Annotated in this window: 24 protein-coding genes; 11 read left to right on the plus strand and 13 right to left on the minus strand. The window is 62.6% G+C overall.

Features of this window, described 5'->3' with window-relative positions; translation table 11 throughout:
* The first annotated feature begins 193 nt into the window (after positions 1–193).
* The 5 genes from P8L30_13965 to P8L30_13985 all read left to right on the plus strand — a co-directional run bounded on the left by P8L30_13965 (position 194) and on the right by P8L30_13985 (position 7,758).
* Positions 194–1,597, plus strand: a complete 1,404-nt coding sequence (locus P8L30_13965; protein MDG2241305.1) for a TolC family protein — start codon at positions 194–196, stop codon at positions 1,595–1,597.
* Positions 1,594–2,745 carry an efflux RND transporter periplasmic adaptor subunit gene (locus tag P8L30_13970; protein ID MDG2241306.1) on the plus strand — a complete coding sequence of 384 codons (1,152 nt, stop codon included), beginning with the start codon at positions 1,594–1,596 and terminating at the stop codon, positions 2,743–2,745. The genes P8L30_13965 and P8L30_13970 overlap by 4 nt, the downstream gene beginning before the upstream one ends.
* The gene (locus tag P8L30_13975) at positions 2,742–5,927 is read left to right on the plus strand and encodes an efflux RND transporter permease subunit (GenBank protein MDG2241307.1); all 3,186 of its coding nucleotides are present in this window, start codon (positions 2,742–2,744) and stop codon (positions 5,925–5,927) included. Before P8L30_13970 ends, P8L30_13975 begins: the two co-directional genes overlap by 4 nt.
* Before the next feature lie 352 nt (positions 5,928–6,279).
* Entirely contained in the window at positions 6,280–6,519 is a 240-nt protein-coding gene (locus P8L30_13980; protein ID MDG2241308.1) for a phosphopantetheine-binding protein, read from the plus strand.
* A gap of 3 nt (positions 6,520–6,522) precedes the next feature.
* Positions 6,523–7,758 (plus strand): beta-ketoacyl-[acyl-carrier-protein] synthase family protein, encoded by a 1,236-nt coding sequence (locus P8L30_13985; GenBank protein MDG2241309.1) that lies wholly within the window; start codon positions 6,523–6,525, stop codon positions 7,756–7,758.
* 128 nt (positions 7,759–7,886) lie between these two features.
* Here the strand turns inward: P8L30_13985 and P8L30_13990 are convergent, their stop codons facing one another.
* Genes P8L30_13990 through P8L30_14020 form a run of 7 tightly spaced genes read right to left on the minus strand, consistent with a single transcriptional unit; the run spans position 7,887 to position 13,281 of the window.
* On the minus strand, positions 7,887–9,116 hold the full coding sequence (locus P8L30_13990; protein ID MDG2241310.1) for a beta-ketoacyl-[acyl-carrier-protein] synthase family protein: 1,230 nt from the start codon (positions 9,114–9,116) through the stop codon (positions 7,887–7,889).
* 8 nt (positions 9,117–9,124) lie between these two features.
* A complete protein-coding gene (locus P8L30_13995; protein ID MDG2241311.1) occupies positions 9,125–9,394 on the minus strand; it encodes an acyl carrier protein in 270 nt (89 codons plus the stop codon).
* A 54-nt stretch (positions 9,395–9,448) separates the two neighbouring features.
* Positions 9,449–10,441 (minus strand): NAD(P)-dependent oxidoreductase, encoded by a 993-nt coding sequence (locus P8L30_14000; protein ID MDG2241312.1) that lies wholly within the window; start codon positions 10,439–10,441, stop codon positions 9,449–9,451.
* Complete coding sequence (locus tag P8L30_14005; protein MDG2241313.1) at positions 10,441–11,640, minus strand: aminotransferase class I/II-fold pyridoxal phosphate-dependent enzyme; 1,200 nt, start codon at positions 11,638–11,640, stop codon at positions 10,441–10,443. Before P8L30_14005 ends, P8L30_14000 begins: the two co-directional genes overlap by 1 nt.
* Positions 11,641–11,677: 37 nt before the next feature.
* Positions 11,678–11,923 carry a hypothetical protein gene (locus P8L30_14010; protein ID MDG2241314.1) on the minus strand — a complete coding sequence of 82 codons (246 nt, stop codon included), beginning with the start codon at positions 11,921–11,923 and terminating at the stop codon, positions 11,678–11,680.
* Positions 11,923–12,981, minus strand: a complete 1,059-nt coding sequence (locus P8L30_14015) for a hypothetical protein (GenBank protein MDG2241315.1) — start codon at positions 12,979–12,981, stop codon at positions 11,923–11,925. Before P8L30_14015 ends, P8L30_14010 begins: the two co-directional genes overlap by 1 nt.
* 27 nt (positions 12,982–13,008) lie before the next feature.
* A complete protein-coding gene (locus P8L30_14020; GenBank protein ID MDG2241316.1) occupies positions 13,009–13,281 on the minus strand; it encodes a hypothetical protein in 273 nt (90 codons plus the stop codon).
* 252 nt (positions 13,282–13,533) lie between these two features.
* On the opposite strand from P8L30_14020, the gene P8L30_14025 reads away from it, so the two are divergent.
* Both P8L30_14025 and P8L30_14030 read left to right on the plus strand, forming a co-directional pair.
* Positions 13,534–14,457, plus strand: coding sequence for a PLP-dependent cysteine synthase family protein (locus tag P8L30_14025; protein ID MDG2241317.1), 924 nt, complete (start codon positions 13,534–13,536; stop codon positions 14,455–14,457).
* A 5-nt stretch (positions 14,458–14,462) separates the two neighbouring features.
* Positions 14,463–15,191, plus strand: a complete 729-nt coding sequence (locus P8L30_14030; protein MDG2241318.1) for a class I SAM-dependent methyltransferase — start codon at positions 14,463–14,465, stop codon at positions 15,189–15,191.
* Between the two features lie 15 nt (positions 15,192–15,206).
* On the opposite strand, the gene P8L30_14035 is transcribed toward P8L30_14030, so the two are convergent.
* From P8L30_14035 to P8L30_14050, 4 genes are all read right to left on the minus strand, one after another.
* Positions 15,207–16,589 carry a serine hydrolase gene (locus P8L30_14035; GenBank protein MDG2241319.1) on the minus strand — a complete coding sequence of 461 codons (1,383 nt, stop codon included), beginning with the start codon at positions 16,587–16,589 and terminating at the stop codon, positions 15,207–15,209.
* A complete protein-coding gene (locus P8L30_14040) occupies positions 16,576–17,520 on the minus strand; it encodes a hypothetical protein (GenBank protein MDG2241320.1) in 945 nt (314 codons plus the stop codon). The genes P8L30_14035 and P8L30_14040 overlap by 14 nt, the downstream gene beginning before the upstream one ends.
* Entirely contained in the window at positions 17,517–19,253 is a 1,737-nt protein-coding gene (locus tag P8L30_14045; protein MDG2241321.1) for an amidohydrolase family protein, read from the minus strand. The genes P8L30_14040 and P8L30_14045 overlap by 4 nt, the downstream gene beginning before the upstream one ends.
* Positions 19,254–19,364: 111 nt before the next feature.
* The gene (locus tag P8L30_14050) at positions 19,365–19,511 is read right to left on the minus strand and encodes a hypothetical protein (GenBank protein MDG2241322.1); all 147 of its coding nucleotides are present in this window, start codon (positions 19,509–19,511) and stop codon (positions 19,365–19,367) included.
* Positions 19,512–19,868: 357 nt separating this feature from the next.
* Between P8L30_14050 and P8L30_14055 the strand changes: the two genes are divergently transcribed.
* Genes P8L30_14055 through P8L30_14070 form a run of 4 tightly spaced genes read left to right on the plus strand, consistent with a single transcriptional unit; the run spans position 19,869 to position 22,608 of the window.
* Complete coding sequence (locus tag P8L30_14055; protein MDG2241323.1) at positions 19,869–20,384, plus strand: thiamine pyrophosphate-binding protein; 516 nt, start codon at positions 19,869–19,871, stop codon at positions 20,382–20,384.
* A complete protein-coding gene (locus P8L30_14060; protein MDG2241324.1) occupies positions 20,384–20,962 on the plus strand; it encodes a thiamine pyrophosphate-dependent enzyme in 579 nt (192 codons plus the stop codon). Before P8L30_14055 ends, P8L30_14060 begins: the two co-directional genes overlap by 1 nt.
* Before the next feature lie 9 nt (positions 20,963–20,971).
* Complete coding sequence (locus P8L30_14065; GenBank protein MDG2241325.1) at positions 20,972–21,739, plus strand: cyclase family protein; 768 nt, start codon at positions 20,972–20,974, stop codon at positions 21,737–21,739.
* Entirely contained in the window at positions 21,736–22,608 is an 873-nt protein-coding gene (locus tag P8L30_14070; protein ID MDG2241326.1) for a 5'-3' exonuclease H3TH domain-containing protein, read from the plus strand. Before P8L30_14065 ends, P8L30_14070 begins: the two co-directional genes overlap by 4 nt.
* 87 nt (positions 22,609–22,695) lie before the next feature.
* Here P8L30_14070 and P8L30_14075 read toward each other — a convergent pair whose 3' ends face one another.
* Both P8L30_14075 and P8L30_14080 read right to left on the minus strand, forming a co-directional pair.
* The gene (locus P8L30_14075; protein MDG2241327.1) at positions 22,696–23,121 is read right to left on the minus strand and encodes a VOC family protein; all 426 of its coding nucleotides are present in this window, start codon (positions 23,119–23,121) and stop codon (positions 22,696–22,698) included.
* Positions 23,122–23,234: 113 nt separating this feature from the next.
* On the minus strand, positions 23,235–24,836 hold the full coding sequence (locus tag P8L30_14080) for a S41 family peptidase (GenBank protein MDG2241328.1): 1,602 nt from the start codon (positions 24,834–24,836) through the stop codon (positions 23,235–23,237).
* Position 24,837 lies beyond the last annotated feature (1 nt).

Raw genomic sequence — 24,837 nt, forward strand, 5'->3', positions numbered from 1 at the left:
CTGGTGGATGAAGAAATCCCGGTTATTCTCACGTCACTAGGCTAGCGGACCCACCGCGGTCGGGTGTTAGGTCGCGGGTTAAAGCCCCACTCCGAACGTCTCCGGGGCCCTTGCCTGCAAAAGCTTATTTGTATAATCTTTGTCTAATAATCTTTATACAACCCTTGTACATTCGATTCGAGCCGCGATCAGCATGCACTTCCGACACTCACAGCGCGCGGCCATGACGGTCTTCGCGTTATCCGCAGCCGTCTTAGCGGCGGACGCAAGCGCACAGACACTAGGGTCTCTGCCCTCGACCCCCTGGTGGGAAGAACTGCGCGATGAAACGCTGACCGAGCTGCTGCAAACGGCCATGGCGGAAAACGGAGACCTCGACGCAGCAGTCGCCCGGATGCTTCAGGCCGATGCCGCCGCGGACCGCGCGAGGGCAATCTTGCTGCCTTCCGTGTCGCTCGACGGCCAGGCGACCACCGGGCCGCTCGATGGTCTGGGTTTCCAGTTTGGCGGTATTCCACGTGGAGAGGGCGGGAGTCCGACTCTGCCGTCCCTCTACTACACGGGTTCCGCGAACGCTCGCGCACGCTATCGGCTCAGCTCTTGGGGTTCGGAATACCGAACGCTTAAGGCCAGCCGACTTGAGGCGAGCGCGAGCCGCGGCGATGAAGATGGTGTGGCACTCGATCTCGTAGGCCAGGTGGCACAGACCTACCTCGACGTCCTGTCCGCGGCCGGTCAGGTCGAGGTGATCGCCCGACAGTTAGAGGTTGGGGAGCAACTCACGGAAGTCTCCCAATTCCGATACGAGCGCGGAGAAGCAACGGCACTGGAAGTCCTACAACAGAGACAGCAGCTCGCAACACTGGGCGCGACCCTCCCGCCGGCTCAAGTAGAACTCCGGTTGGCGCAGGCGCGGCTCGAAACACTACTCGGCAGAGATCCGGCGCGCACATCTGTAGACTTCTCAGCCGAACTACCGCCGGTCCCCATGGCTAGCGCCTCGATTTCGAGCTTCGACCCGCTCGGACGCCCCGATTTCCGCGGCGCCGTGAACCGGTCGGAAGCAGCCGACGAAAGGGTCTCGGCGGCGAAGTGGAGCGTGCTTCCTACGGTGGATCTCTCCGCCAACACGGGCTCACAGTTTTTCAGAAGCCTTGCGACGACCACACAATCGACGTGGGGGGCCTCACTCACCGTGTCACTTCCTATCTGGGACGGGCTGGATCGCTCGGGGCGTGTCCGTGAAGCCTCGGCCAACGCCCGTGCGGCCCGATCCTCTCTCGAGCAGCGTCGTCTGGACGCCCAGGGCGAGGTCGTATCGGCCCGAATTCAACAAGAGGGCCAGCAGCGCCAGCTGTCCGCTCTGCGCGACCAGCTCGACGCCTCCGAGCGTGCCTTCGAGGAGTCGCGGCGCCGCTACCTCGCCGGACTGGCCACGGTACTCGATGTCCTGAACGCGATGAATGGGATGCAGCAGGCTGAGCTAGGTGTGATCCGGACACAACGCATCGCGCTGGCATCCTGGATCCAACTTCGACAAGCAGTCGGCGGCCCCTGGACCCAGGGTCTGCGCCGACGCCTCCTGGAGTCGTCATGAACTGGAAACGCAATAAGGCGGCCCTACCGCTAATCATTGTCCTCTCGGCCTTCCTGGCGGCCTTCGGGCTCGTGATGATGGCGCCCGATTCGGAAGCCGTTGTGCCGACCCGGGCTCTCCCGGCCGTCGCCACCACGATCGTCGAGAGCGACGCCGTCCGATCGACTGTTGTCGCGAGCGGAGTCGCATCTCCCGCGCGTGAGATCACGATCATTCCGGAAGTCTCCGGCCGCGTCGTGTTGATGTCGCCCTCGCTCGTCCCGGGCGGTGTGGTAAGGGCGGGTGACGTACTCACCCGAATCGAAGCGCGTGCCTACGAGCTCGCAGTCGAACAGCAGCGGGGGCAGGTGCGCAGCGCTGAGCTGGAGCTGGAGATCGAAGCGGCCCGCCAGGAAACTGCTCGCGAGGAATGGAAGATCCTCGGCAACGGGGGAGAACCTTCTCCGCTCGTGCTTCGCGAGAGCCAGCGTGCGGCGGCCGAAATGAACCTGGCGTCAAGCAGAAGTGGGCTGGCTCGCGCGGAACTCGAGCTCGAGCGCACGGTGATTAGGGCGCCTTTCAACGCGTCTGTGGTCGAGGAGTCCGTCGACGTAGGCCAAGTCGTCGGTCCGCAGAGCACGATTGCGCGCCTCGTAGGGACCGACCAACTCAGAATCACTCTCTCCGTGCGGATCGAAGACCTCGCGCTCATCGACCTCCCTGAGAATGGGCAGGAAGGGAGCCCGGTAACCATCCGCCAGCGGCTCCGGACGGGTGAGCACGTCGAGCGCCAGGGGACCGTCGTCGGCCTTGTCGATCGACTGAACCCGCAAACCCGTAGGGCGGAGCTCGTGGTCCTCGTCGATGACCCGCTCAACCCGAACGGGGGCCTGCCCTTACTGCCCGGATCAAGCGTCGAGGGGGTGATCGAAGGACGTGTTCTCGACTCCGTCGTGCGGGTGCCCCGCGCCGCAGTATACGACGGCAATACCGTGTGGGTGGTCTCGCCGGAAGGCGTGCTGGAGAAGCGTGTGTTCGAGCCGGTCTGGGGAGACGACGATGCTCTGTTCGTCCGCGAAGGCCTCTCCGCAGGTGAGGTTCTGGTGACCAGTCCGTTGAGCTCTCCGGTCGAAGGAACACCGGTGCTCGTGATCGAGGGCGGCGTATGACGGACCTGGATTTGCAGACCGAGCGCGGCCCGATCGCATGGATGGCGAAGAACCCGGTCGCCGCCAACCTCTTGATGTTCATGATCCTGTTGGGTGGCCTGCTCGCCACCTTGGGTCTGAAGCAGGAAGTGTTCCCCGCCTTCGATCTGGACCTGATCACAGTTTCGGTACCGTACCCCGGCGCCAGCCCTGTTGACGTCGAGCAGGGAATCATCCTGGCCGTAGAAGATGCGGTTTCTGCCATAGAAGGGGTGAAGCGGGTCACCTCGGTGGCCCGGGAAGGCTCCGGATCCGTCTCGATCGAGCTCCTGCTTGGGGCGGACCAAGACCGGGTCCTAGCCGATGTCACCAACCTGGTGAACCGGATCACATCATTCCCCGGCGACGTTGAGCGGCCCACGATCGCCGCAGCGGGCCGGCGGCAGCCCGTAATCTCCCTGATCCTCTCCGGTGATCAGGACCTGGCCACCCTGCAGTCGTTAGCCGAGACGGTTAGAGGCGAACTACTGGGCCTGAACGGCATTACCCAGATCGACCTGTCGGGCACGCGCCCGCTGGAGTTCAGTATCGAGGTGCCTCGAGAGGAGCTCGAAGCCTACGGGTTCACGCTCGATGAAATCGCCCAACAGATCCGTCAGGCCTCGGTCGATCTGCCCGGCGGTGAAATCGAGACCGCGGGTGGCGAGGTCCTGGTCCGCGTCGTCGATCGTCGTCGTCAGGCCGAAGGCTTTGAAAACATCGTCATCCGGGCCGAGGCCAATGGCGGAGAGCTCAGGGTCGGTGACCTCGCCACGGTAAAGGACGGATTTCGTGACACCGACCAAGCGCTCTTCTTCAATGGCCAGCCGGCCGTACAACTCGTGGTCTCCCGCGTGGGCAATCAGACACCGACGGAGATCGCCACGACGGTAAAGGCATACGCTGAAGAGCTGGCGCTGAGACTCCCGGAACCGATCAACGTCTCGACCTGGAACGACGACTCTGAGGTGCTCAGGGCCCGCATCGATCTCCTTATTCGGAACGCCGCACTCGGACTGGTGCTCGTCCTGATCCTGCTTGGGCTCTTCCTCAACCACGGGCTGGCCGGATGGGTCGCTCTCGGCATCCCGATCTCATTCTTCGGCGCATTCCTAGCAATGCTGCCGGTCGATCTCTCCATCAACGTCATCACGCTGTTCGCGCTCATCGTGACGCTCGGGCTCGTCGTGGACGACGCGATCGTCGTGGGAGAGAACATCTACTCGTATCGATCTCGGGGAATGGACCGAGTACAGGCGGCCATCCTCGGGGCTCGGGAGATGGCGGTGCCCGTGACGTTCTCGGTGCTGACGACAATGGTGGCCTTCGCCCCGTTGCTCTTCGTCCCTGGCGTCACCGGAAAGATCTTCCGCCTGATTCCGCTGGTTGTAATCGCTGTGCTCTTCTTCTCGCTTATCGAGTCGTTCTTCATCTTGCCGGCTCACCTGGCACACGGCCGTGAGGGGCAGCCAGGACGCTTTGACAAGTGGTTCGCGCCGATCGACCGCGCACAGAATCGAGTCAGTGGCTGGCTCGCCGACTTCACCGAACGACGCTACTTGCCGACGCTGCGTCAGGCCGTCGAAGCGCGCTACGTGACCGTCGCCATCGCCACGGCGCTGCTCATGATGACGATCGGAGCTGTGGGCGCTGGTTTCGTACCCTTCAACTTCTTCCCGCCGATCCCGGGGGACGTGGTCAGTGCGAGCGCTCGCCTCCCCTATGGCACGAACATTGAGAATACGCGTCGGGTTCAGGCCGAATTGGAGCGAGGCCTCCAGGCTGCGGTGGAGGCGGCGGGAGGAGAGGACGTGGTCCGCGGAGTCATATCGCGTCTCGGTTCCGGATCTGGTGGTCAGAGCGCCGCGGGTGGCGGGAGTCATCTGGTTTCGGTGGAGGTCGCACTCGTCCCTTCGGGCGAACGCGATTTCGACGCCGTAGACTTCGAGTCCTGGTGGCGTGACGCGCTGCCGCCCCTCCCCGGCGTCGAGGTCGTAAAGATCAGCGGCACCTCCACGCAGGGACCCAGCGCTGGGTCCGCGGTTGGTGTCGAACTCAGTCACGTCGACAACGAGAAACTCGCGGCGGCTTCTCAGCTTCTCGCGACCAGTCTGCGTGACTTCCCCTCCCTGGTGAACGTCGACAACAGCTACACGGACGGGAAGCCACAGCTCGACTTCAGGCTGAGGGATGAAGCGCGGGCCTGGGGTTTGACCAGCTCGGACGTCGCTCGTGCCATCCGCTCGGCGTTCTTCGGGGCTGAAGCGTTGCGCGAACAGCGCGGTCGCAACGAGGTCCGGGTCATGGTGCGCCTTCCGGAAGAGCAGCGCACTTCGGAGAACGACATCGAACAGCTTCTGGTCGGACTCCCTCAGGGAGGGACCGTGCCACTCGCCTATGTGGCCGACGTCGCGCGCGGGCGGTCACCTACTGAGATATCTCGGGAGGAAGGTCGCCGAACTGTGACCGTGTCAGCTGAGCTGGCTCCGGGTGTCGCGTCTTCGCGCCCCGCGATCACAGCCCTTACCCGCAGTGTCTTCCCCAAGCTTCGAGAGCAATTCCCGGGACTGGAGACCCGTTTCTCAGGACAACAGCAGGAACTCAACGAGAGCCTGAGTTCTCTGGGCCCGATGTACCTGGTGGCCATGCTCATCATGTTCTCAATGATCGCCATTCCGTTCCGGAGCTACATGCAGCCGCTGGTCGTGATGTCAGCGGTGCCGTTCGGCGTCGTCGGGGCGATCCTGGGTCACCTCATCATGGGCTTCGAACTCAGCATGGTGAGCGCCTTCGGCATCATCGCCCTGTCAGGGATCGTGGTGAACGACTCCCTCGTACTCGTAGACTCGGTAAATCGATGCAGGGCCGACGGGATGGGTCTAGTGGAGGCTGTCATGGCGGGGAGCGCACGGCGCGTCCGGCCGATTCTACTTACTTCTCTCACGACGTTCATCGGCTTGGCTCCCATGATCGTCGAGCAGTCCTCAGCTGCACGCTTCCTGGTTCCCATGGCGATTAGCCTCGGATTCGGGGCCTTGTTCGTGACGGTAATCGCGCTCCTAGTCGTGCCCGCCCTCTACGTTATCGTGGAGGATCTGCGCGCTTGGGCCTCGTCTCCCGCCGTGGTCAGGGAGCACAGTCAGGTAGCAGCCGGGGCGGACTGACAGGCTGACTGGCCGTTCGACCGCTGGTAGATCGAAGCTGCCCTCAGTCCTCCTTCAACACCTCGACCGGGTCAATCCGTGTGGCCCGCCCCGCCGGCACCAGACAAGCAACCCATGTGACGACCAACATGAAATGACCCCATGGAGAAAGGGGGACACGTGCGGAACGTCGTCATTAGAACAGATCCAGTGCTTTGGGACGCCGGAGGACTACCGAACGGCACTGGAAGCGCTGTGGGACGGTGGACAGCTCGGCCGCTACCCCGTTTGGCTCGAGGCAATGTGGTTCCAAGACCATGGATTTGGTTAACTTCACGACTCCAGACCTAACCCGTTATCACAGGGAGAACCCGTGCGCTCGGAAGCCCAAATCATCGAACTCCTCGTGGAGAAGTACGGAGTGGAGAGGGACCAAGTCTCACCCGACGCCGTCATGTTAGATATGGGTCTCGATTCTCTCTCAGTGGCAGAGTTGGTCTTCGACATTGAGGACCTCTTCGACATCGTCCTGATGGAGGAAGACGTAGACTTCTCGACCTTCGGTGACGCGGTGGCACTTGTGGACCGGCACCTTGAGTCCAAGGACCCGTAAAGAGTGTCGCCGCGCGACGTCGTCATCACAGGCATGGGTTTCGTCACCCCCCACGGCGACAACGCCGACACTGTCTTCGAGCGTGTCTTCGCCGGGGAATCGGTCATACGCCGAGTCCGATCCGGCCGGGAACAACTGGCCGGCGACGTCCTGCTGGGCATAGCCGACTGGCACCCCCATGAAGACGTCATGCCCATCCAGAAAGTGGTGATGGACCCGGTGGCACAGATGGCCACAGTAGCTGCCCGGCGGGCGCTGACCCAGGCCGGCCTCTTAGACGAGGAACGGATCCTGGGCAATGCCGGCATCTACATGGGATGTGGGGTCGGAGGGGCGGAGACGAATGAGCAGGCATACCTGGCCTACCACACTTCGGACGTTCGCCGAGCCAAACCCACCATCGTGCCACGCATCATGCCCAGCGCAGCGACTGCTCACATTTCCATGGGCTTCGGGATCCGTGGGCCGTCCCACACCTACTCCGCAGCGTGCGCCTCTTCGGCCGCGGCGTTGGGTGAAGCCTTCCGTGCGGTGCGCGATGGGTACCTAGACTGTGCTCTGGCCGGCGGAGCAGAGGCTATGCTCGCCGGGGGGGTTGTCATAGCCTGGGAGGCACTGGGGGTCCTCGCGAAAGAGCACCCCGACGGGCCCCAAGCCTCCGTCCGCCCTTTCGATGAGGCGAGGACCGGCTTCGCCTTGGCGGAGGGCGCGGGGGTTCTCATCTTGGAGACGCGCGAACATGCACGTGCTCGGGGTGCGACTTCTTTGGGGGAGATCGTGGGCTATGGTGCCAGTAGCGATGCACACAACCTGACCCAACCCCATCCGGACGGTCAGGCACAGTGCATCAGCGCCGCCCTGTCGGATGCCGGTCTCCCGCCGGAGGCCATCGGGCACATCAACGCGCATGCCACAGGTACACAGGTCGGGGACAAGGTGGAGATCGACGCAATCAAAAAGGTCTTCGGGAGCCACGCATATCGCATCCCAATCAGCGCCACCAAGTCCATGCATGGCCACCTTGTAGGCGCAGCGGGCGCGGTAGAGTTAGGGCTAACACTCATCGGGCTAGCCCGTGGGCGGGTCCCTCCTACCGCGAACCTGACCAATCCAGATGCGGCCTGCGATCTGGACTGCGTGCCGTTGGAGGGTCGTTCGGTGCCGGGACTCGAGTACGCACTCTCGAATTCCTTTGCTTTTGGCGGGTCGAACGTCAGCCTGGTGGTTCGGCGAGCGTGAGCGCGCAGCGCTCCACCGAGGGCATGGGAGTGAAGGTCCACCAACGATCCGGCTCGTCGGGAGTACCCCGCTTCGTGGCCGCCCCGTGGGAAATCATCAATACCGCGGCCTTCCTACAGTGGTCGCCGCTATACCCTGGAGAACACCAACGCCGCATTCGTTCCGCCGAACGCGAAAGAATTGGAGAGCGCAAAACGTAGCCCTTCCACTTCCCTACCGACGAGGGGTACGCAGTCGAGCGGACAGTCGGGATCGGGATGCGTGAGGTTTGCAGTCGGCGGAATCCGTCCGCGCTGAAGCGCCAAGGCCGTCCAAACCGCCTCCATCGCGCCGGTCGCGCCGACGAGGTGCCCGTGCGCTCCCTTGGATGAACTGACCGGAAGAGTCTCGGCATGCGCACCGAACGTCGTCTTTATCGCATTCCACTCGACACGGTCTCCAGCAGGTGTGCCGGTAGCGTGAGCGTTGACATATCCGATATCTCGAGCATCCAACGTGGCATCGGCCAGCGCGCGCCGCATGGCCATCACCTGCCCCTCCTCCAGCGGCTCCGTGAGGTTGTGGGCGTCGCTGGACATCCCGAAACCCACGATCTCCACCAATGCATCCCCTCCACGTGCCGAGAGAGACTCTTCGCTTTCCAGAATCAGCACGGCGGCACCTTCACCCAGGACCATGCCGGTCCGCCCCGCGTCGAAAGGGCGGCAGGTGGCCTCGGGGCCGTCAGCATGCTCCGACGCTAGCGCACCCAGTCCCATCCAGGCACCAACCGTCCCCTCGTTGAGCTGCGCCTCGGCCCCCCCCGCTACGACGGTATGCAGATATCCGTCACGGATGGCGCGAAAACCCTCTCCCAGCGCCACCGCGGAGGAGACGCACGCCAACGAGTAGGACAGGGATGGGCCAGTAATCCCGCACTCCATCGAGACATGACAGGCCGGGCCGTTGGCCATGATCATGGCGATCGTGGCGGCCCGAGAGCGCCGGGACGCGAAGTAACGCCGGTAGTGCTCCTCCAAAACCTCGGATCCTCCAAGCCCGGAACCGATATAGACCCCCGCCTCTCTGGCCCACTCTTCCCGCGAGCCGAGTCCTGCAGCTTCCAGCGCCGTACCCGCAGAAAGAACCGCCATCTGGGTCGCCCGCGCCATAAGACGCGCCTTCACGCGGGGTACGGATCCGTCCACGTGGTAGACAGCAGGCGCGACGATCGCATCACTCCCTGGCATACCCGAATCAGAGGTCACTCTCCCCACCGCGACATCGCCCGCATAGAGGCGGTCGAATGCGACGGAAACGTCGTTACCCAGAGGCGAAATCAATCCCAGGCCCGAGACGAAGACCCTACGCCGGTCCATAGCGGACCTCAGCCCTGCCGAGCCTGGATGAGGGAGTCCACGATGTTCACCGCTTCAGCCAGCGTGTCGAAAGTCGCCTGCTCGCTAGAGATCACGATGTGGTACTCCTCCTCCAATTCGCGGATCAACTCGACTGCGGAGAGTGAGTCTAGGCCTATCGAAGCCAGCGTAGATTCGGGGGTGATATCACTAGACTTAGCACCGAATTCAGTGACCAGGAGTTGATGGAGGAAGTCGTACGTGTTCAAAACAGAAAGACCATGACAAAATGGGACCAAGGGGCGCCTCCCCAGGAAAGATCGCCCCCATCGAGGTCCAAGTCACCCTTTCCTTCAGAGCCAGCCGGCCTCTCGATACCAGGAAGCGGATCGGCGAGCTCCCTCAGAGAAAAGCACCTGTGGCATCCAACCCAGGGCAGAACGGGCCGCGGTCGCATCACAAACCCAGTGCGGCGCTCGTAGCTCCCGGACCTTATCTCGGGTAAGCATCACCGGCTTTCGCGCTACGAAGCCGAAGGCCTCCGTGGCTAGAGCAGCGAGATTCAGGACGGAGCCAGGAATGGGGAGCCGGATCCGGACCCGCCTGTCGAGCGCGGTCTCAATGTGTCCCACAATGGTCTCGAGCGTCTCGGACCGTCCGTCCTCCAGGTCAAAAGACCGGCCGCTCTCAATCTCGGCATCCAAGGCCCTCACGCAGGCATCAGCGCAGTCCGTGCAGTACACCATGCTGAGCACCGACTGGGGTGATCCCGTGAGTGGCAGGACCCCCATCTTCACAGCTTGGAAGAACGCAAGCGTCTCTCTGTCCCGCGGTCCGTGCACCACGGCAGGGCGCACCACCGCCGTCGGCATGTCCCCCGACGCACCCCGCACGGACTCCTCTGCGGACAGCTTGCTTCGCCCATACGCCGTGACCGGCGCTGGGGAGGCTCCAATGGGCCGCGGGCGCCCGTCTACGCTGGGACCCACGGCCGTCAGAGAGGAGATGTATACCAATCGGGTCAGGTTCGGGCGGGCGATTCGGACTGCCTCTAGAAGATTCTCCGTGCCCTGCGCGTTGACCCGTCGGAAATCATCCGGACGTCTCGCCTTGATGAGTCCCGCCGCGTGGATGATCCCCCGCACTCCCCGAACCGCAGCGGCGAGGGACTCCACGTCGTCAACCGCCCCCAGGACGAGCTCCACACCGGGCAAGCTCGACAGGTGTCGGACGTCGCTAGTTGGGCGCACCAACGCCCTGATCTCGGTCCCCGACGCGGCAAGGCGGTCCGCGATATGCGACCCGAGAAAGCCTGACCCCCCAGTAAGTAGGACCGGACCCGACATCAGACGATGCCGTGCTTCTTACCCACCGCCGCCAGGGCCTCGAGGCCTCGGTCAAGGTGCGCACGCTCGTGGGTCGCCATATAGCTCGTTCGGATCAACTGTTGCCCGGGACGGACGCTGATCGAGACGAAAGGGTTGGTGTAGATACCATGCACCTCGAAGAGGTCTCTCCAGACGGCCAGGGTCCGGGCATCGTCGCGAATATAAATAGGCACGATGGCTGTGTCCGTCGGTCCGACATCGAAACCCAGCGCCGTCAGTTCACGGGTCATGTATTCGTAGTTCTCGCGGAGCTTGGTGATCCTCCACTCCTCCTCCTGCATGACCTCAAGCGCCGCCATGGCAGCAGCCACGCACGAAGGTGCGCCACTGGCCGCGAACATGAAGGACGGAGCGTGATGTTGGATGAAATCCAGAACGTCTCGATCCCCGGCCAGGTAACCGCCCACGCTGGCCAGGGACTTACTGAAGGTGCCACCGATAAGGTCCACCTCCTGTTCCAGACCAAAGTGGTGGGCCGAGCCCCTACCGCCCGCACCGACCACACCAAGACCGTGAGCGTCGTCGATCATCACCCGGGCCCCCTGCGCTTTCAGGACCGGCACCATCTCGTCGAGCTTGGCGATCTCCCCCTCTGCACTGAAGACCCCGTCAATGAGAGCCAGTACGCCGGCTTCGTCCTCGCTCTTTGAGAGATGCCGCTCCAACGACTGGGCGGAGTTGTGGCCGAAGCGCACCATGCGCGCACCGTTCGCCATGGCCAAGCGCGCCCCGTCGTAGATCGAGGCGTGTACGCCCCGGTCGACAAGCGCAACATCACCTTGGCCAAGTAGCGCTGAACACACGGCCAGATTCACCTGGTAGCCCGTAGTGAAGACCAGCACGGCCTCACGACCGAGGAATTCGGCGAGCCGCTCCTCGAGTTCGTGATGGAGCTGCATGGAACCGTTCACGAAGCGCGAACCCGTCATGCTCGTTCCCAAGCGCCGGATCGCGTCCGTGGCGGCTTCTCGGACCTTCGGGTGGGTGGTCAGTCCGAGATAATTGTTTGACCCGAACATGATAACGCGGCGGCCATTTACGACGGCCTCGGGGCCCTCGTTCACAGAGAATGGCCTGAAATAGGGATAGAGCCCCTGTGCACGCGCTTCGTCGGCCAGGCGGAAGTCGCGGATCTTGTCCCACACGTCCCTGCTCACGCGGCCTCCAAAGTTCGGTGCCAGATCAGTGCCAAGGCTAGCCGGAGCGCCCCGAGCCCGGCAAGCGGCCCCTGGCAATCCCCTCGACGGCCGCGACAGCAGCGTCCACGCCATCCTCGGCGGCCAATTGCGCCGCCATCGCCCGGGCCCGGTCAACATGGGCGCCCCCGCTTAGCACCACTTCGACCCGCGTGCCCCATTCCCGCTCAGGCCAGGAACCCATGGGAAAGGGAGCCGGAGCGAGCGATCCCTTCTGAATGACCACCCCTCGGTCCTGATCCACTACGGCCGCCACGAACGAACGGAGAGGCGCGTACCGTCCAGTTCATCCCACCCCAAGAGAACTCGGTCCCCGCGAACAAAGAGGTATTCGGCGAGCGGAATAGGCAGCGCCTCCTCCTGCCCGAGCGGACGCTCAGTTACCGCGCGGAACTGTTCAGGAATCCCACCGGCAACTCCGCGGTACACCACCCGGCCGGCCGGGTCGACGAAGACCCGATCGAAGCCAGGCAGGCGGTCGTATACGTCCAGATCGAAGCCGATCGCGCTGGCTTGTTCACTCAGCACGTCGAGTGCTTGCTGGTCGGCCTCCGACGGGACGACTCTCGAGATCCACTCGTGGCAGATCTCCTCTGAGACTCTTCCGAAAAAGTCGTACACGGCGAGACAGTCGGAGCCTGCCACACCTGCCAGAACTCCGTCGAGATGAGCGGCGACGACGGGCGAGAAAAACGGGTCGACGCCTCGATCGCTGTGCTGTGCGCTCAGATCCGCGAGGACAGATGTGCTACCCTCACGTTCCAAGACAACCTTCGCGGACGGGGCCATGGGGTGATCGAAGCAGCCGAGGAGTACAGCCAGGCCAGCTGGCGTCGTAACCAGGTCGATCACTAGAGAGATCGCACAGTCTTCGGCACCGATCCGCCGGTCGGCGATGAACGACCCGTCGAGGCCGTAGAGGTGAACCACTCCGCCCATCGACTCGGCAACCACAACGGTATCGTGATGAATCACGATGGCTTCCGGACCTTGCATCTCTCCGGGCCCCCGCCCCTCTCCACCGAAGCTGTCGACGAGGGTGCCGTCGGCAGCGAGGTGATGCACAAGGTTCGAGCGAGCGTCGAGAACGTACCAGTCGTCCCCGAACGCATCCGCGTCGGTCGCTCCTAGTATCGTTTCATATACGCGCCCCTCCGCACTTCCTACGGGAGCCGTCTGGGTTTGCGTGTCGTCGCCACTTCCCGGAGCCGAGGGCCTGGACGTCACGACGACAATCCCGCTCCAGACGAGGGTGACGATGGCGGCCATCCCGGCCGCCACCCCCACCCAGCGCTCAGACATCTTCGACTTCATTGAGCGCTGACCCCGTCAGACAAGGGGAGTGACATACGCGAAGCCGCAGGCAGCGACGTCCGCGCTGAACTGAATCCAACGCATAGTACGAGAATCTGTTCCTGAGGTCGCTCGCTGATCCGCCGCGTCGACAGCTGCAAAGAGACAGAAGTCGAGCTCCTCTGAGATCGTGCACTCTCGTGGGCTCCCGTCGGTAGACTCACACATCTGAGACACGGCGTCAGTCGGAGCCATGGCCAATGCAACTAGGGCCAGGACCACATACACGCCAAGAAATTTTTTCCACATGGGCACCTCCGTGAGATGATTAAGGATTCACAAGCTCAACAGCTGTTCCGGCTCCCTTGTGGATCTCTACATCACCTCATGCGACTCCAGGCTGCTTCCTTGCGACGAGCCAATTTCGTCATCCTCGGAGACGAGGCCCATGTCTGGATGGGGCGTTGGCAGCCTTGCCGCCGCCTCACAAATACCGGATTTTCTTCCGCGCCTCCGTGCCCCGGTTCAGCCGCGACACACGCCATCCGACCACAGCACACCATGAACTACGCCTCATCCATCACAGACCTGATCGGCAACACGCCGCTCCTCGCGCTGGATCGCATGAGACCAGGCGGCGGGGCGCGTGTCTTCGGCAAGTGCGAGTTCATGAACCCGATCGCAATCAAGGACCGCCCGGTCTTCCACATGATCCGGGAGGCGGAGGGTCGTGGCGAGATCGAGCCGGGTGCCACGCTCATCGAGGCCACATCCGGAAACACGGGCATGGCACTCGCATACATCGGTCGCATGCGGGGATATCGTGTGGTCCTGTGCATGTCGGAAATCCAGAGCGCGGAGCGACGCCTCACGCTCAAGGCTCTGGGAGCCGAGGTGCACCTCACACCCGCAGCGCTCGGCACCAAGGCTGCAAAGGCGAAGGCGGTCGAGCTCCACGCCGCCACGCCTGGTTCGTTCTATGTGGGCCAGCACGACAACCTCGACAATCGCCGGGCCCACGTCGAAACGACCGGCCCCGAGATCTGGAGGGATACCGAAGGGCTCATTGATGTCTTCGTAGCTCCGCTCGGGACGGGGGGCACGCTGGGCGGCGTATCTGAGGCGATCAAGCCACTCAAGCCTGCCCTGCGCGTGGTTGGGGTCGAACCGGAGGAGGCACCGTTCATCTCCGAAGGACGCTTCGCGCCGCACCGCATGATGGGTACGGCGCCGGGCTTCGTGCCCGGCGTGCTCGACCGATCCCTAATCGACGACATCCACCTCGTGTCGGAAGCCGACGCGTTTCGAACGTGCCGTGAAATGGCTCGGAAGGAGGGAGTGCTGGTCGGCATCTCTTCCGGAGCCAGTGTGTGCGTCGCCCTTAGACTCGCACGCGAACCTCGCCATGCGGGGCACGTCATCGTGTGCATACTGTGCGACAGCGGAGAGCGGTATCTGAGCGTTGATGGACTCTTCCGGGAGTAGTGGTGATGGACTTCGAGAACACCTACCAAGATGAGCGGCGCGCGGCTGCATACGACGAGCTCGGCTTGGGAGGCACGTACCAATTGGCGTTTCGGGATGTACCCGAGATGTTGGCCAAACATGTCTCCGGAACGAGGGCGGTCGACTTCGGATGCGGGACCGGCCGCTCCACTCGTTTTCTGCGCGGACTGGGCTTCCAAACCGTCGGCGTGGATATCGCACAAGAGATGGTCAATGTGGCCCGCGGCCACGACCCTGATGGAGACTACCGCGTCATCGAGGACGGAGACTTCGACGGCCTACCCCAGCACGGTTTCGACCTCGTCCTGTGCTCGTTCCCCTTCGACAACATCCCCGGACATGACCGAAAAGTCGGGCTCTTCGAAGGATTGCGAGGGCTATTGGCTCCAAAAGGGCGCATCTTGAACATCGTCTCCACCGCGGAGATCTATACGAACGAATGGGTCTCGTTCACGACGAGTGATTACCCGGAGAACCGGGGCGCTCGCTGTGGTGATGTCGTACTCATCCGCACGACGGAGTATTCGGACGGCCGGCCGGTCGAGGATATTTTCTGGCCCCACGAGGATTACCTGCGCGTTTACGAGGACGCCGGCCTCAGGTGCATCCATCGTGCACGTCCGCTCGCATCGGGCGAGGACGGCATCGACTGGAAGAGTGAGACCGAGATCCCGCCCTGGTCGCTGTATGTTCTGGGAGCGATGGAGCGTTAGCCTACCCGCTCTAAATCAGGACCCCTCGTCGACGATGGCCTGGTAGATGAGGGCGCGCACTCGTGCGTGGTCATCGAGCCCCGAGGCCGGAATGACCTGCGTCAGGTAGACCACTACCAGCTCCTCCTGGGGATCCACCCAGTAGGTCGAGTGATACGCCCCACCCCAGCCGAATTCACCGACGGACCCCAACTGGCCTCGCGCGCCGAGGTCCCGAACGACGGAAAACCCGAGCCCGAAGCCCTCGGCAGTGCCCAACAGGTCGCCGATGTGATTCGTGGTCATAAGCTCCACGGACTTGGGCGAAAGGACTCGCTTGCCGTTCAGTGCACCTCCGTTCAGGAGCGCTTGCAGGAAGCGCGCGTAGTCACCCGCGGTCGAGACCAATCCAGCACCACCGGAATAGCTCATGCGCGGGCCATCCACGTATTGGCCCTGGGTCTCCATTCCGGGTCCATCGGGTGCGCGAACAAGCCCTTGGCCGGCCCGTAGGCTGTACACGGTCGCCAAATCGCCCCTTAGATCCGGGTCCAGATAGAAGCCCGTGGATTTCATCTCCAGTGGTTCGAAAATATGAGACCGTAGGAAGGCGTCCAAAGTGAGCCCCGACACGGCCTCGACTACGGCGCCTAGGACGTCCGTCGAGTACCCATACACGAACGCGTCCCCCGGTTGCCTGTCGAAGGGAAGCGAAGCGATGCGGTCGACGGTGGCCCGGATGGGCTCGTCACGATGAGCGAAGTACCAGCCTTGGACCTCGGCTTCCTCCCACTCCCGCGCGCCCGCACCACCGCCGTACCCGACGCCGGCGGTGTGCGTGAGGAGATCTCTGAGCGTGACCGCGCGGTCCGCTTCTACGACCTCGTAATCGTCATCTCCGTCCGCGACAGCGACCGTAGTGTTGGAGAAAGCGGGCAGATAGCGACTCACCCGATCGGAAATGAGCAGGCTGCCTTCTTCCTGCAACATCATGACCGCGACGCTCACTAGCGCCTTACTCTGCGAGGCGATCCGGAAACGATCCGTCGCCTGCATCGCGTCGCCGACTTCCCGGTCCCGGAGGCCGAAAGCATTCTGGTACACGACCTGCCCGTGGCGAAGGACCACGGCCACGCCGCCCGGCAGGCGATCCTCGTCCACGTACTCCTGGAGTGCATCGTCCAATCGTTCCAGCCGGGACGACGACATGCCCACGTCTTCGGGGAGTGCGCGAGGAAGCGCCTGAGCGGCCAGAGATGGCGTGGCTCCAAGGAAGATCGCCAACAACGAGTAGCGAATGCGGACCGAACTCATGGACGACGCCTGGACAGGGTGATCTGATTCCAAAAAATAGACCTTGTTCTGGCCATCGTCGGCAAGTCGAGCGAGGTGGCCGACCCCACCGTCACCTCCCGACATCCACAGCAATTCCCGCCGCAAACGCATCCCGGTCGCCCAGCACCGTCGGCCACTCCCCCACCGAATACTTCGCGTAGATCGCAGTCAACGCGATCGGCCCCAACAGTTTTTGGCGTTTCGAGTACCGAAGACTCACTGTGGCGTACTCGCCCTGATTCCACCCCGCGTTCACGAGGGCCTGTTCGAGTCCGAACGTCCGATACATCGCTAGGTCAGCCTGCAGCCGCACAGGCTCGAGTGCGGCAGCGAGGAAGTCCAAGCTCGTGTTCCAATATCCGCGCACGCTCCAACGCCCGTGGGCGTCATTCGAAAGGCTCTCGATAGCCCGCGCGTCCGACGTCGTCGGCTTCACCATATCCACCCTGGCCACGATCGACGGGAGGAGCCGCGGCAGTCCCGCCGCGTTCGTCGCATAACGAGCCTCCCCGCCAACCGTGAGGTTCTGCTCATCCCACTCCGGGCTGGATTCGTAGCCGCCCGTGAGTCCGAGATCGAGGAAGCCGCGGTTGTAACCCCCACCGTCGAAGAACGGAATCGAATCCGGGTCCATGCCGCGCGGAGCACGCTCCGGCCTCTTGGAAAGCGACCAGGACCACCCATGGCTCACGTGTAGCGAACTGGTCTCCGGCACCCGAAGCGCCGCATCCGCAACGAGCAGATTCACGTCGAAGCGCAACATGTAAGAACGCGGGAAGCCGCTTCGCTCTGCACCGGGCACGCGGAGCGTGGGCGCGATGTGTCCAGTCTTGCAGCTGTTCAGCGTTGCCCGGAAGCCGACCTTGTCTCCCCCGGGCGCAGAAAGCAGCGTCGGCCCCACACCCCACTTCACTCCGCCTCCCTCGCAGTACGCGAGAGGATCGGCTTGGGCCCGAACGGGCGCGGCGACGCCAAAGGACATCACCGATGCGAACACCAAGACGCGTATCCTCATGAGATCAACCCCGGGTAGGCAATGACGGTGTTGAGCATCAGCGCGACCTCGCAAAAACGCCGATCCCCTCCCTTGAACGCTGCAATGAACAGATCGACGGCAGATGCGAAGTCGTGCCCGTCGCGGTACCCCATACCCTGCTCGGCAAAATCGACGAGCCGGCGCGCGAGGTCGCGACACCTCCCCATGAAGTTCGGATCTCCGGGATCGAAATAACGGAGTTCGTTCAACGTCAATTCGGAGTTGGCCACAAACCCGTTGTCCTTTTGGCTCTGGGTCATCTGCTCGGCCAAGAACTGGTACGTGTCGAGGACCGCCATCTTGTTCCGATCCCAACTCGGATGATCGCGGTCCACCGTGAAGGAATCGGCAACGGCATCGGCCAGCCACGCAGCGGGCTCCTGGCCCACACGGTCACGATTCGCGGCCATATAACTCACGAAACGAGTGAGGTTGTCCCGCCAATCGTCCGGGCCAGCCCCCTCGAAGCCGAGAAAGGCACGGGGTGCATCCACGGTGATGTCATCCCAGGCCGCTTCTGACGCGGTCTCCCACATCTCCCAGTACTCAGCGAACGGCATGTCGAGGCGTAACAGCCAGGCATCAGTTCCGAACAACATGCGTTTGCCAATCTTCGGATCGGCAATCAACTCGCGCATGGTGTCGAAGTACATGTCTTTGTCGGCCTCGACGGTGAACATGCTCACGTGCTTCGCGAGGTCCGTGTACACATTGGGGTACTGGACCATGTAGTCGTAGATCTGCTTGCCCCAATTCTCCGAATCTGGAGCGTTCGGCTCTTCGAGCGGGGGCCAGTTTTCACCCAAGCAGTTCCGCTTGCCCAGCGCCTGCCATCCGCCGAAGTGCGCGAAACACACACGCAATCCGTCGAAGTCCCTCAGCACGTCCTCCCACTGCGCTGGATTGCAAAGCTCGATCTGGTCCTCCGTTCTGTAGAATCCGCCGTGACCGCAATGCAGGAGAACCGGGAGGTCCTTCTCTAGGCAGTACCCGTAGACAAGTCGCATCGTGGCACTGTCCACGCTGTATCCGAGCGAGGGATACAATTTCACGCCTACAAAACCCTTCGTTTCGATGGCTTTCTTGAGCTGTTCCAAGTGTCCGGGGCGCTCAGGATGTACACCGAAAAACGGCAAGATATGGCCCGGCCTCTGGAGTGCGGCTTCCGCGTGACCGTCAATCTGCCCGATGTAGCGCCGACGGTCCCGTTCGGATTCCGGACCTTTGAAGATGTCCATCATGAGCGCGACGATGACCCCGTCGTCGTCCATGTGCTTGAGCAAATCGTCCGACACGTCCGTGATGGTCGGCTGCATGGATTGGCGAAGCGTCTCGACGACGTCGAGGACTTTCCCAGCCGTCCCGCCCCCGTCGACTCCGTCTAGCACCCGAGTGATGATGTCGCTGATCGCACCGGCTGCGAGTGCGTCCAAGTCACCGGTGATCTGGGTCTCGATGGGACTATTCGCGAACAGGCTCGTGGCAACGTCGCTGAAGCTCGTATCCTCCAACAGCTTCGCGAGCAGCTTCTGCAGGAATCGGTGCTCATCCATGTACTCGGGCTTGTCGAGCTGGTCGTAGAGCACCTGCCCGATCGCCTCTGCGAGCATGGGGGAGACGTACTTCCCCAGGCGCTCGGTGATCACCCGAATCGCCTCCCGACTCATGATGGAGTAGAGAGTGAAGACGTGGGTATGGGCGTCGATGCGCATCAGCGGACCGGCGGCCTGGTCTGAGACTGGGGCACAGAGGCTTCCCGAGAATGGGAAGGGGAGGCTGAGACTCAGACTACAAAGCGACGGGGGAGAACGCCAGCGATCTTGCTACCGCTCTCCCTCCACGGAACTCGACTCCACCTCATCCTGGCCGCGCACAGCGAGCACAATGAACACGACGTTCACGGCCTCGACGCTTAATAGGCCAAAGGTGATCCCGACCGGCCACACGTGATCCCGCGTCAGCTTCTTCATCCCAGCTCGTTGCACCACCACCCCAAGCCCAGAAATCAGAACAACCCCAGCGAGTGCTCTCCTCGCCCGGGGCCAGTCGGAGATGGGTCGGCGCGCTCCCTGTAGCGACTGCGAGTCCCAGCGCGGCGTAGACGAACCCGCACGGGCGTAGGCCTGTCGTGACTCCCAAGAGGACGAAAATCACGAAGCGGAGGGTCCCGATGGCACAGAGGAATCCAGGGCGGATGAGGATGACGCATCGCCCACCGGCGGTTCTTGGCTATAAGGCTCGGCTTTTGGGGGGCAGAGTGAGGTCGGGAGAGGGTGGGCGTGGCGGTGGGGGTTTTCCCCTCGGCCCCAGGCCCCTATCGTCGCCTCATGACCGTCTCCTACGACAACTCCAAAGCCATCTACGAAGGCATCCGTGCCGCAGGGATCCGCTCGATCTCAGCGCTTCCGGAAACCTGGCTAGGCCTATTGCTACAACGCGCCGAAGACGACCCGGAGATGACGCTCATCCAGGTCGCTAAAGAAGAAGAGGCGATCGGGATCGCGGCTGGCGCACACTTCGCGGGTGAGCCGCACCTTCTGCTCATGCAGAACCACGGCTTCCTCGCGGCGATCAATGGCATCGTCTCTCTCGCGCAGCTCTACAGCATCCCGCTGTGCATGGTCATCGCCATGCGCGGGAACTGGGGCGAGCCGTATCCGTGGCATACTCGGGGCGGCAACGTGACTGAAGAAGTCCTTCGGGCACTCTCGATTCCCTTCGAGCACGCACGGGATCCTGACGAAGTCGCCAAACAAATCAGAGAGGGCTACACCCTCTCGCAGTCGTCACTCTGGCCGACGGCGCTCCTCCTCACGCGAGACCTGATGGAGGAGTATCCATAGTGGAGCGCCAACGCTGCATCGAGCTGATCTACCCAGAACTCGAAGACAAAGCCGTCGTCACGATCATGGGCGCGTGCGCTCAGGAGCTCTACGACCTGGGTCACAGAGAGAACTTCTTCTACCTGCAACATGCGATGGGACTCGCGTCTTCCATCGGCATTGGGCTCGCGTTGCACCGACCTGAAGAGAAAGTCGTGGTGCTCGACGGTGACGGCTCCGTGCTCATGAATCTGGGCACCTTCGCTACGATGGCCCGGTACGCCCCGAAAAACCTCGTGCACATCGTCTTCGACAACGGCAGCCTGCTCTCCACAGGCGGCTTCGACTCTCACACGACGAGCGGGGTGACCGACCTCGCAGGCATCGCACGCGCAGCCGGCATCGAACACGTTGCCGACACGAACGACGCCATGGCCTTCGGTGAGGCCGTCATCGGGGCATTCGAGCGCGAGGGCACCAGTGTCATTGTGGCCCGTGTAAAAGCCGTCGGCCCCGACAACTACGGCATGGACCTGCACCTGCCGGAAAACGCATTCCGCTTCGCCCGATATCTGTCCGATCGTAAAAGCGCTTCATAGGGAGTTCCCATGTCTTCGCTCGCCCAACTTGTTTCCGATCTCGCCTCAGGCGCCGTTCGCGTCGTCGATCTTACACAGCCGCTCGGTCCAGACACGCCTGTCATCGGGCTGCCCGACATGTTCGCGCCGTCCCCAGGACTGAGCATGAGTCAGATCAGTCGCTACGACGACGGGGGCCCCGGCTGGTACTGGAATACGATCACGCTGGGTGAGCACACGGGGACACACTTCGATGCCCCAGTGCACTGGATCACCGGGAAGGACCTGCCGGACAACCGCTGCGACACGATTCCAGCGGGACGGTTCGTTGGCCCGGCCTGTGTCATCGACTGCTCCGCAGAAACCGCTGAAAACCCGGACTTCCTGCTCACGCCCGAACGAATTGAAGCGTGGGAGGCAGAACACCGTGCGATCCCGGCGGGCGCATGGGTGCTGCTACGCACAGACTGGAGCAAACGCACTGATCCGGCTGAATTCCTCAACGTCGCTGAGGACGGCCCCCACTCTCCGGGCTTCCACATGAGTGCAAGTCAGGCGCTGATCGATCGGGACATCCTTGGTGTCGGCGTCGAGACAATAGGGACCGACGCAGGCCAGGCCGGCATGTTCGATCCCCCGTTCCCCAACCACACGCTCATGCACGGAGCTGGGAAGTTCGGGCTCGCCAGCCTGATCAATCTGGATCAGCTGCCAGCGACCGGCGCAGTTGTGATCGCGGCGCCCTTGAAGATCGTGGATGGGAGTGGGAGTCCATTGAGAGTGTTGGCATTGGTTTGAACATCCACGTCATCGACGGCACATACGAACTCTTCCGCCAGTTCTACGGCCGCAAACGTTTCGCCAAGGGCGGCGACGTCTCCAACGGAGCTGTCATCGGTGTTCTCAACTCGGTTCTTGAGATGATCGACGACGGAGCCACACACATTGGAGTCGCCACAGATCACGTCATCGAGTCCTTCCGCAATCAGCTCTACGACGGGTACAAGACAGGTGACGGCATCGACCCGGAGTTGTGGGCCCAGTTCCATCCTTTGGAAGAGGCGCTCGTAGCCATGGGCGTCGTGACCTGGCCGATGGTCGAGTACGAAGCCGACGACGGAATGGCCACGGCGGCGAGAATCGCAGAAGAAGACGAACGCGTCGAGCGGATCTCGCTTTGGACGCCTGACAAAGACCTCGCGCAGTGCGTCCGTGGGGACCGTGTAGTCCAGGTTGATCGTCGCAACAAAGAGATTCGAGACGCCGCGGGTGTGCGAAAGAAGTTCGGTGTCGAGCCCGAGTTGATTCCGGACTTCTTGGCGTTGGTCGGGGATGCGGCCGATGGCTTCCCTGGCATCCCGCGCATCGGGAAAGTGACAGCGGGCCAACTCCTGAACGAACATGGGCCCATTGAGAATTTCCCGGACGACATCCTGGGGGACCACGCGGCAGACGCCGCGCTCTTCAAAGAGCTCGCCACGCTAAAGACGGATGCGGACGCTCTGGGGAGATCGCCGCTCTTCAAGAATGTCGATGCGCTGGAGTGGAGGGGACCGACGCCGGACTTTTTGGCCTGGACGAGCCAGCTGAAGGACCCGCGACTCGCGAAACGCGCGGGAGAAACTGCCGCGCGGTCGGTGGACAGGCTCGCTTCTACACCGGCGTGATGTAATTCCTGCCCAAGATCACCAGGTGTTCGGGAAGCGCCGACCCGGTCGCTTGCCCCGTGCCCAGAATGAGGTGCTGGTAATGCCTCAACCGATGGGCGACATGATCGTAATCTGAAAGCCATCCGGGTCGACGATGTTGAACGCCCGAGAGCCCCAGGGCATGTCTTCCGGCTCAGACTCGAGTGACCCACCACGTTCCTTGATGAGCGCTGCGAGCGCGTCGATGTCTTGGGTCGTCTCCATGTTGAGGCGCACCGCCACACCCTTCACCCGATCACGTCCTTTCTCCCAGTTGTCCTGCGAGATCATCATCATCGCCGTTCCGGCCACCAGGGCAGCCCCACGTAAGACGCCTTCGTACTCGAAGCGCTCCGCGATGTGGAATCCGAGCACTTCTGAGTAGAAATGGAGACTCGCCTGGAGATCGTTCACGGTAAGTCCCGAGGCGATCGTTTTCAGCCGGAGGCTTTCGGGATTGGCACCGTCCCGGCGGTCGACATCATCGGTCACAAACACTCCTGAACGTAGGGTTGGGAGGCAGTTCGGGTCGAGCATACAAGATAGGACCGCACCCACGTATGAGCGCTACTTCTTTTCGCCCAGCCACACCTTACCAGAGTGACTCAGAACCAGTTTCCGCCGAACGACCGAATCAATGAAATGGCTTGGTCCAATACATCATCGCTTGCATTCACGAAGAAGCCGGGCTCAGAAGAGAATTCGAGATCCGGTTGGATTCCCACCCCATCGTAGAGGGTCGAAGACCCGGCTTGGAAAGACGCCAACGTCGCTAGGCTCACCGCGAGCCCTGAGTTCGGAAGCACATGCTCCGTTCGACGTGCCGAGCCGCCGGAGCTCGCAGTCCCCATGAGCAGGACGTTCTGGCGGCCCTTGAAGCCACTCAAGAAGATGTCCGAAGCGCTGAAGTTGGCATTGTTCATCAGCACGATCACAGGCGTACGCGCGAAAACCGGATCCTCGTCTGGGCTGATGACGAGATAGTGCCAGTCGCTGAAGCCTTCCTCAGGTGGCGTCCACTCAGGCGCGAACGTCGGCAACCACAGGTCCAACGCTGCCCGCTCGGGTGTGCCTTCGGCAAAGCCGTTGAGGGGGCGCATAAAACGGTTGGCGAGGTACCCTTCCGCCGGTGCGGGACACGCGGTCACGAGGCACTCGGCGGGGAGCTTCAGCTTCCCGGCAGTGACCACGACAGGACTTGCATCCGCTGATAGGACATGGGGGAGGAGCGTCAGGAGTGGGAGTCGACTGCCGCCTCCGTTGTCACGAATGTCGATGATGACACCGCGGGCATCCCGCTGCCCCTGAATCCAGGTCGCGAGGCTGTCGATGTAGCGCTCGTCTCCTTCCATGCGCCGCAACCTGAAGTACGCGACCTCGCTCGGGACCCGTGCCAACGCGTCTTCCGCAAACGGATATCGGTCCGCGGACGCGACGGATTCACTGACGAGGCGCACGGTGCGGATCAGCTGCGAGGACCCCGCTTCGTCCTCGAAGACCACCTCGGCGGTTTCGGATGCGGGCGCGCCGACCTCCATACGCATGAATCCGATATTGCTCAGGTGGCGGGACCCTCGGTGCCACTTCAGCTGAGGGGAGCCGTCCACAATGATGTCCTGAATCCCGTAGATCCAGTCGCTGGCGTATTGGCCATCGATGGAGAGTACGTACGGATGCTCCTCATCGATCAGCCCACGTTCTTTCGCATCGAATGCCACGATCCGACCCGCCCCGGTTGAGCGGAGTTCGAACGGGAAGTAGTGCGACCCGGGCGGGTTGTCCTCGATCCGTTCCCGGACCCCATCAGGCCTTTCGCCGTTGATGCGCGGAGCATGACCATCGATGGAGAGCGCGAGGGCCTTCTGCAGCTGCATCGCGAAGTCTCCCATTCTGATGCGCTCGGGGAGTGCGTCGGAGATGGCCCCTAATACAGCTTCTTCGTCCAACTCGTCTGCATCGGTGTACGCGTAGTGATGCTCAAGCAGTGAGTCGAGAGCCTGCAGGTCACCCTGTGCCTGTTGCCGTGTGATGAACGGGGACCGCCAGTCCCTCTCGTCCACAACGTCCGAGCCTTCCCCCACCGGTCCGTCGAAATAACCTGTGCGCGTGATATTGGCGTGCGGGGCCGTATCCACAGCCGAATCCGACGCTCCTGGGCTGCAGGCAGCGAGCCACACCAACGCGAGAAGTGAAAGAACGGTCTTCATC

It is taken from the genome of Longimicrobiales bacterium (genome assembly GCA_029245345.1).
In the GTDB taxonomy this organism is placed as follows: Bacteria; Gemmatimonadota; Gemmatimonadetes; order Longimicrobiales; family Gaopeijiaceae; genus CALFPJ01.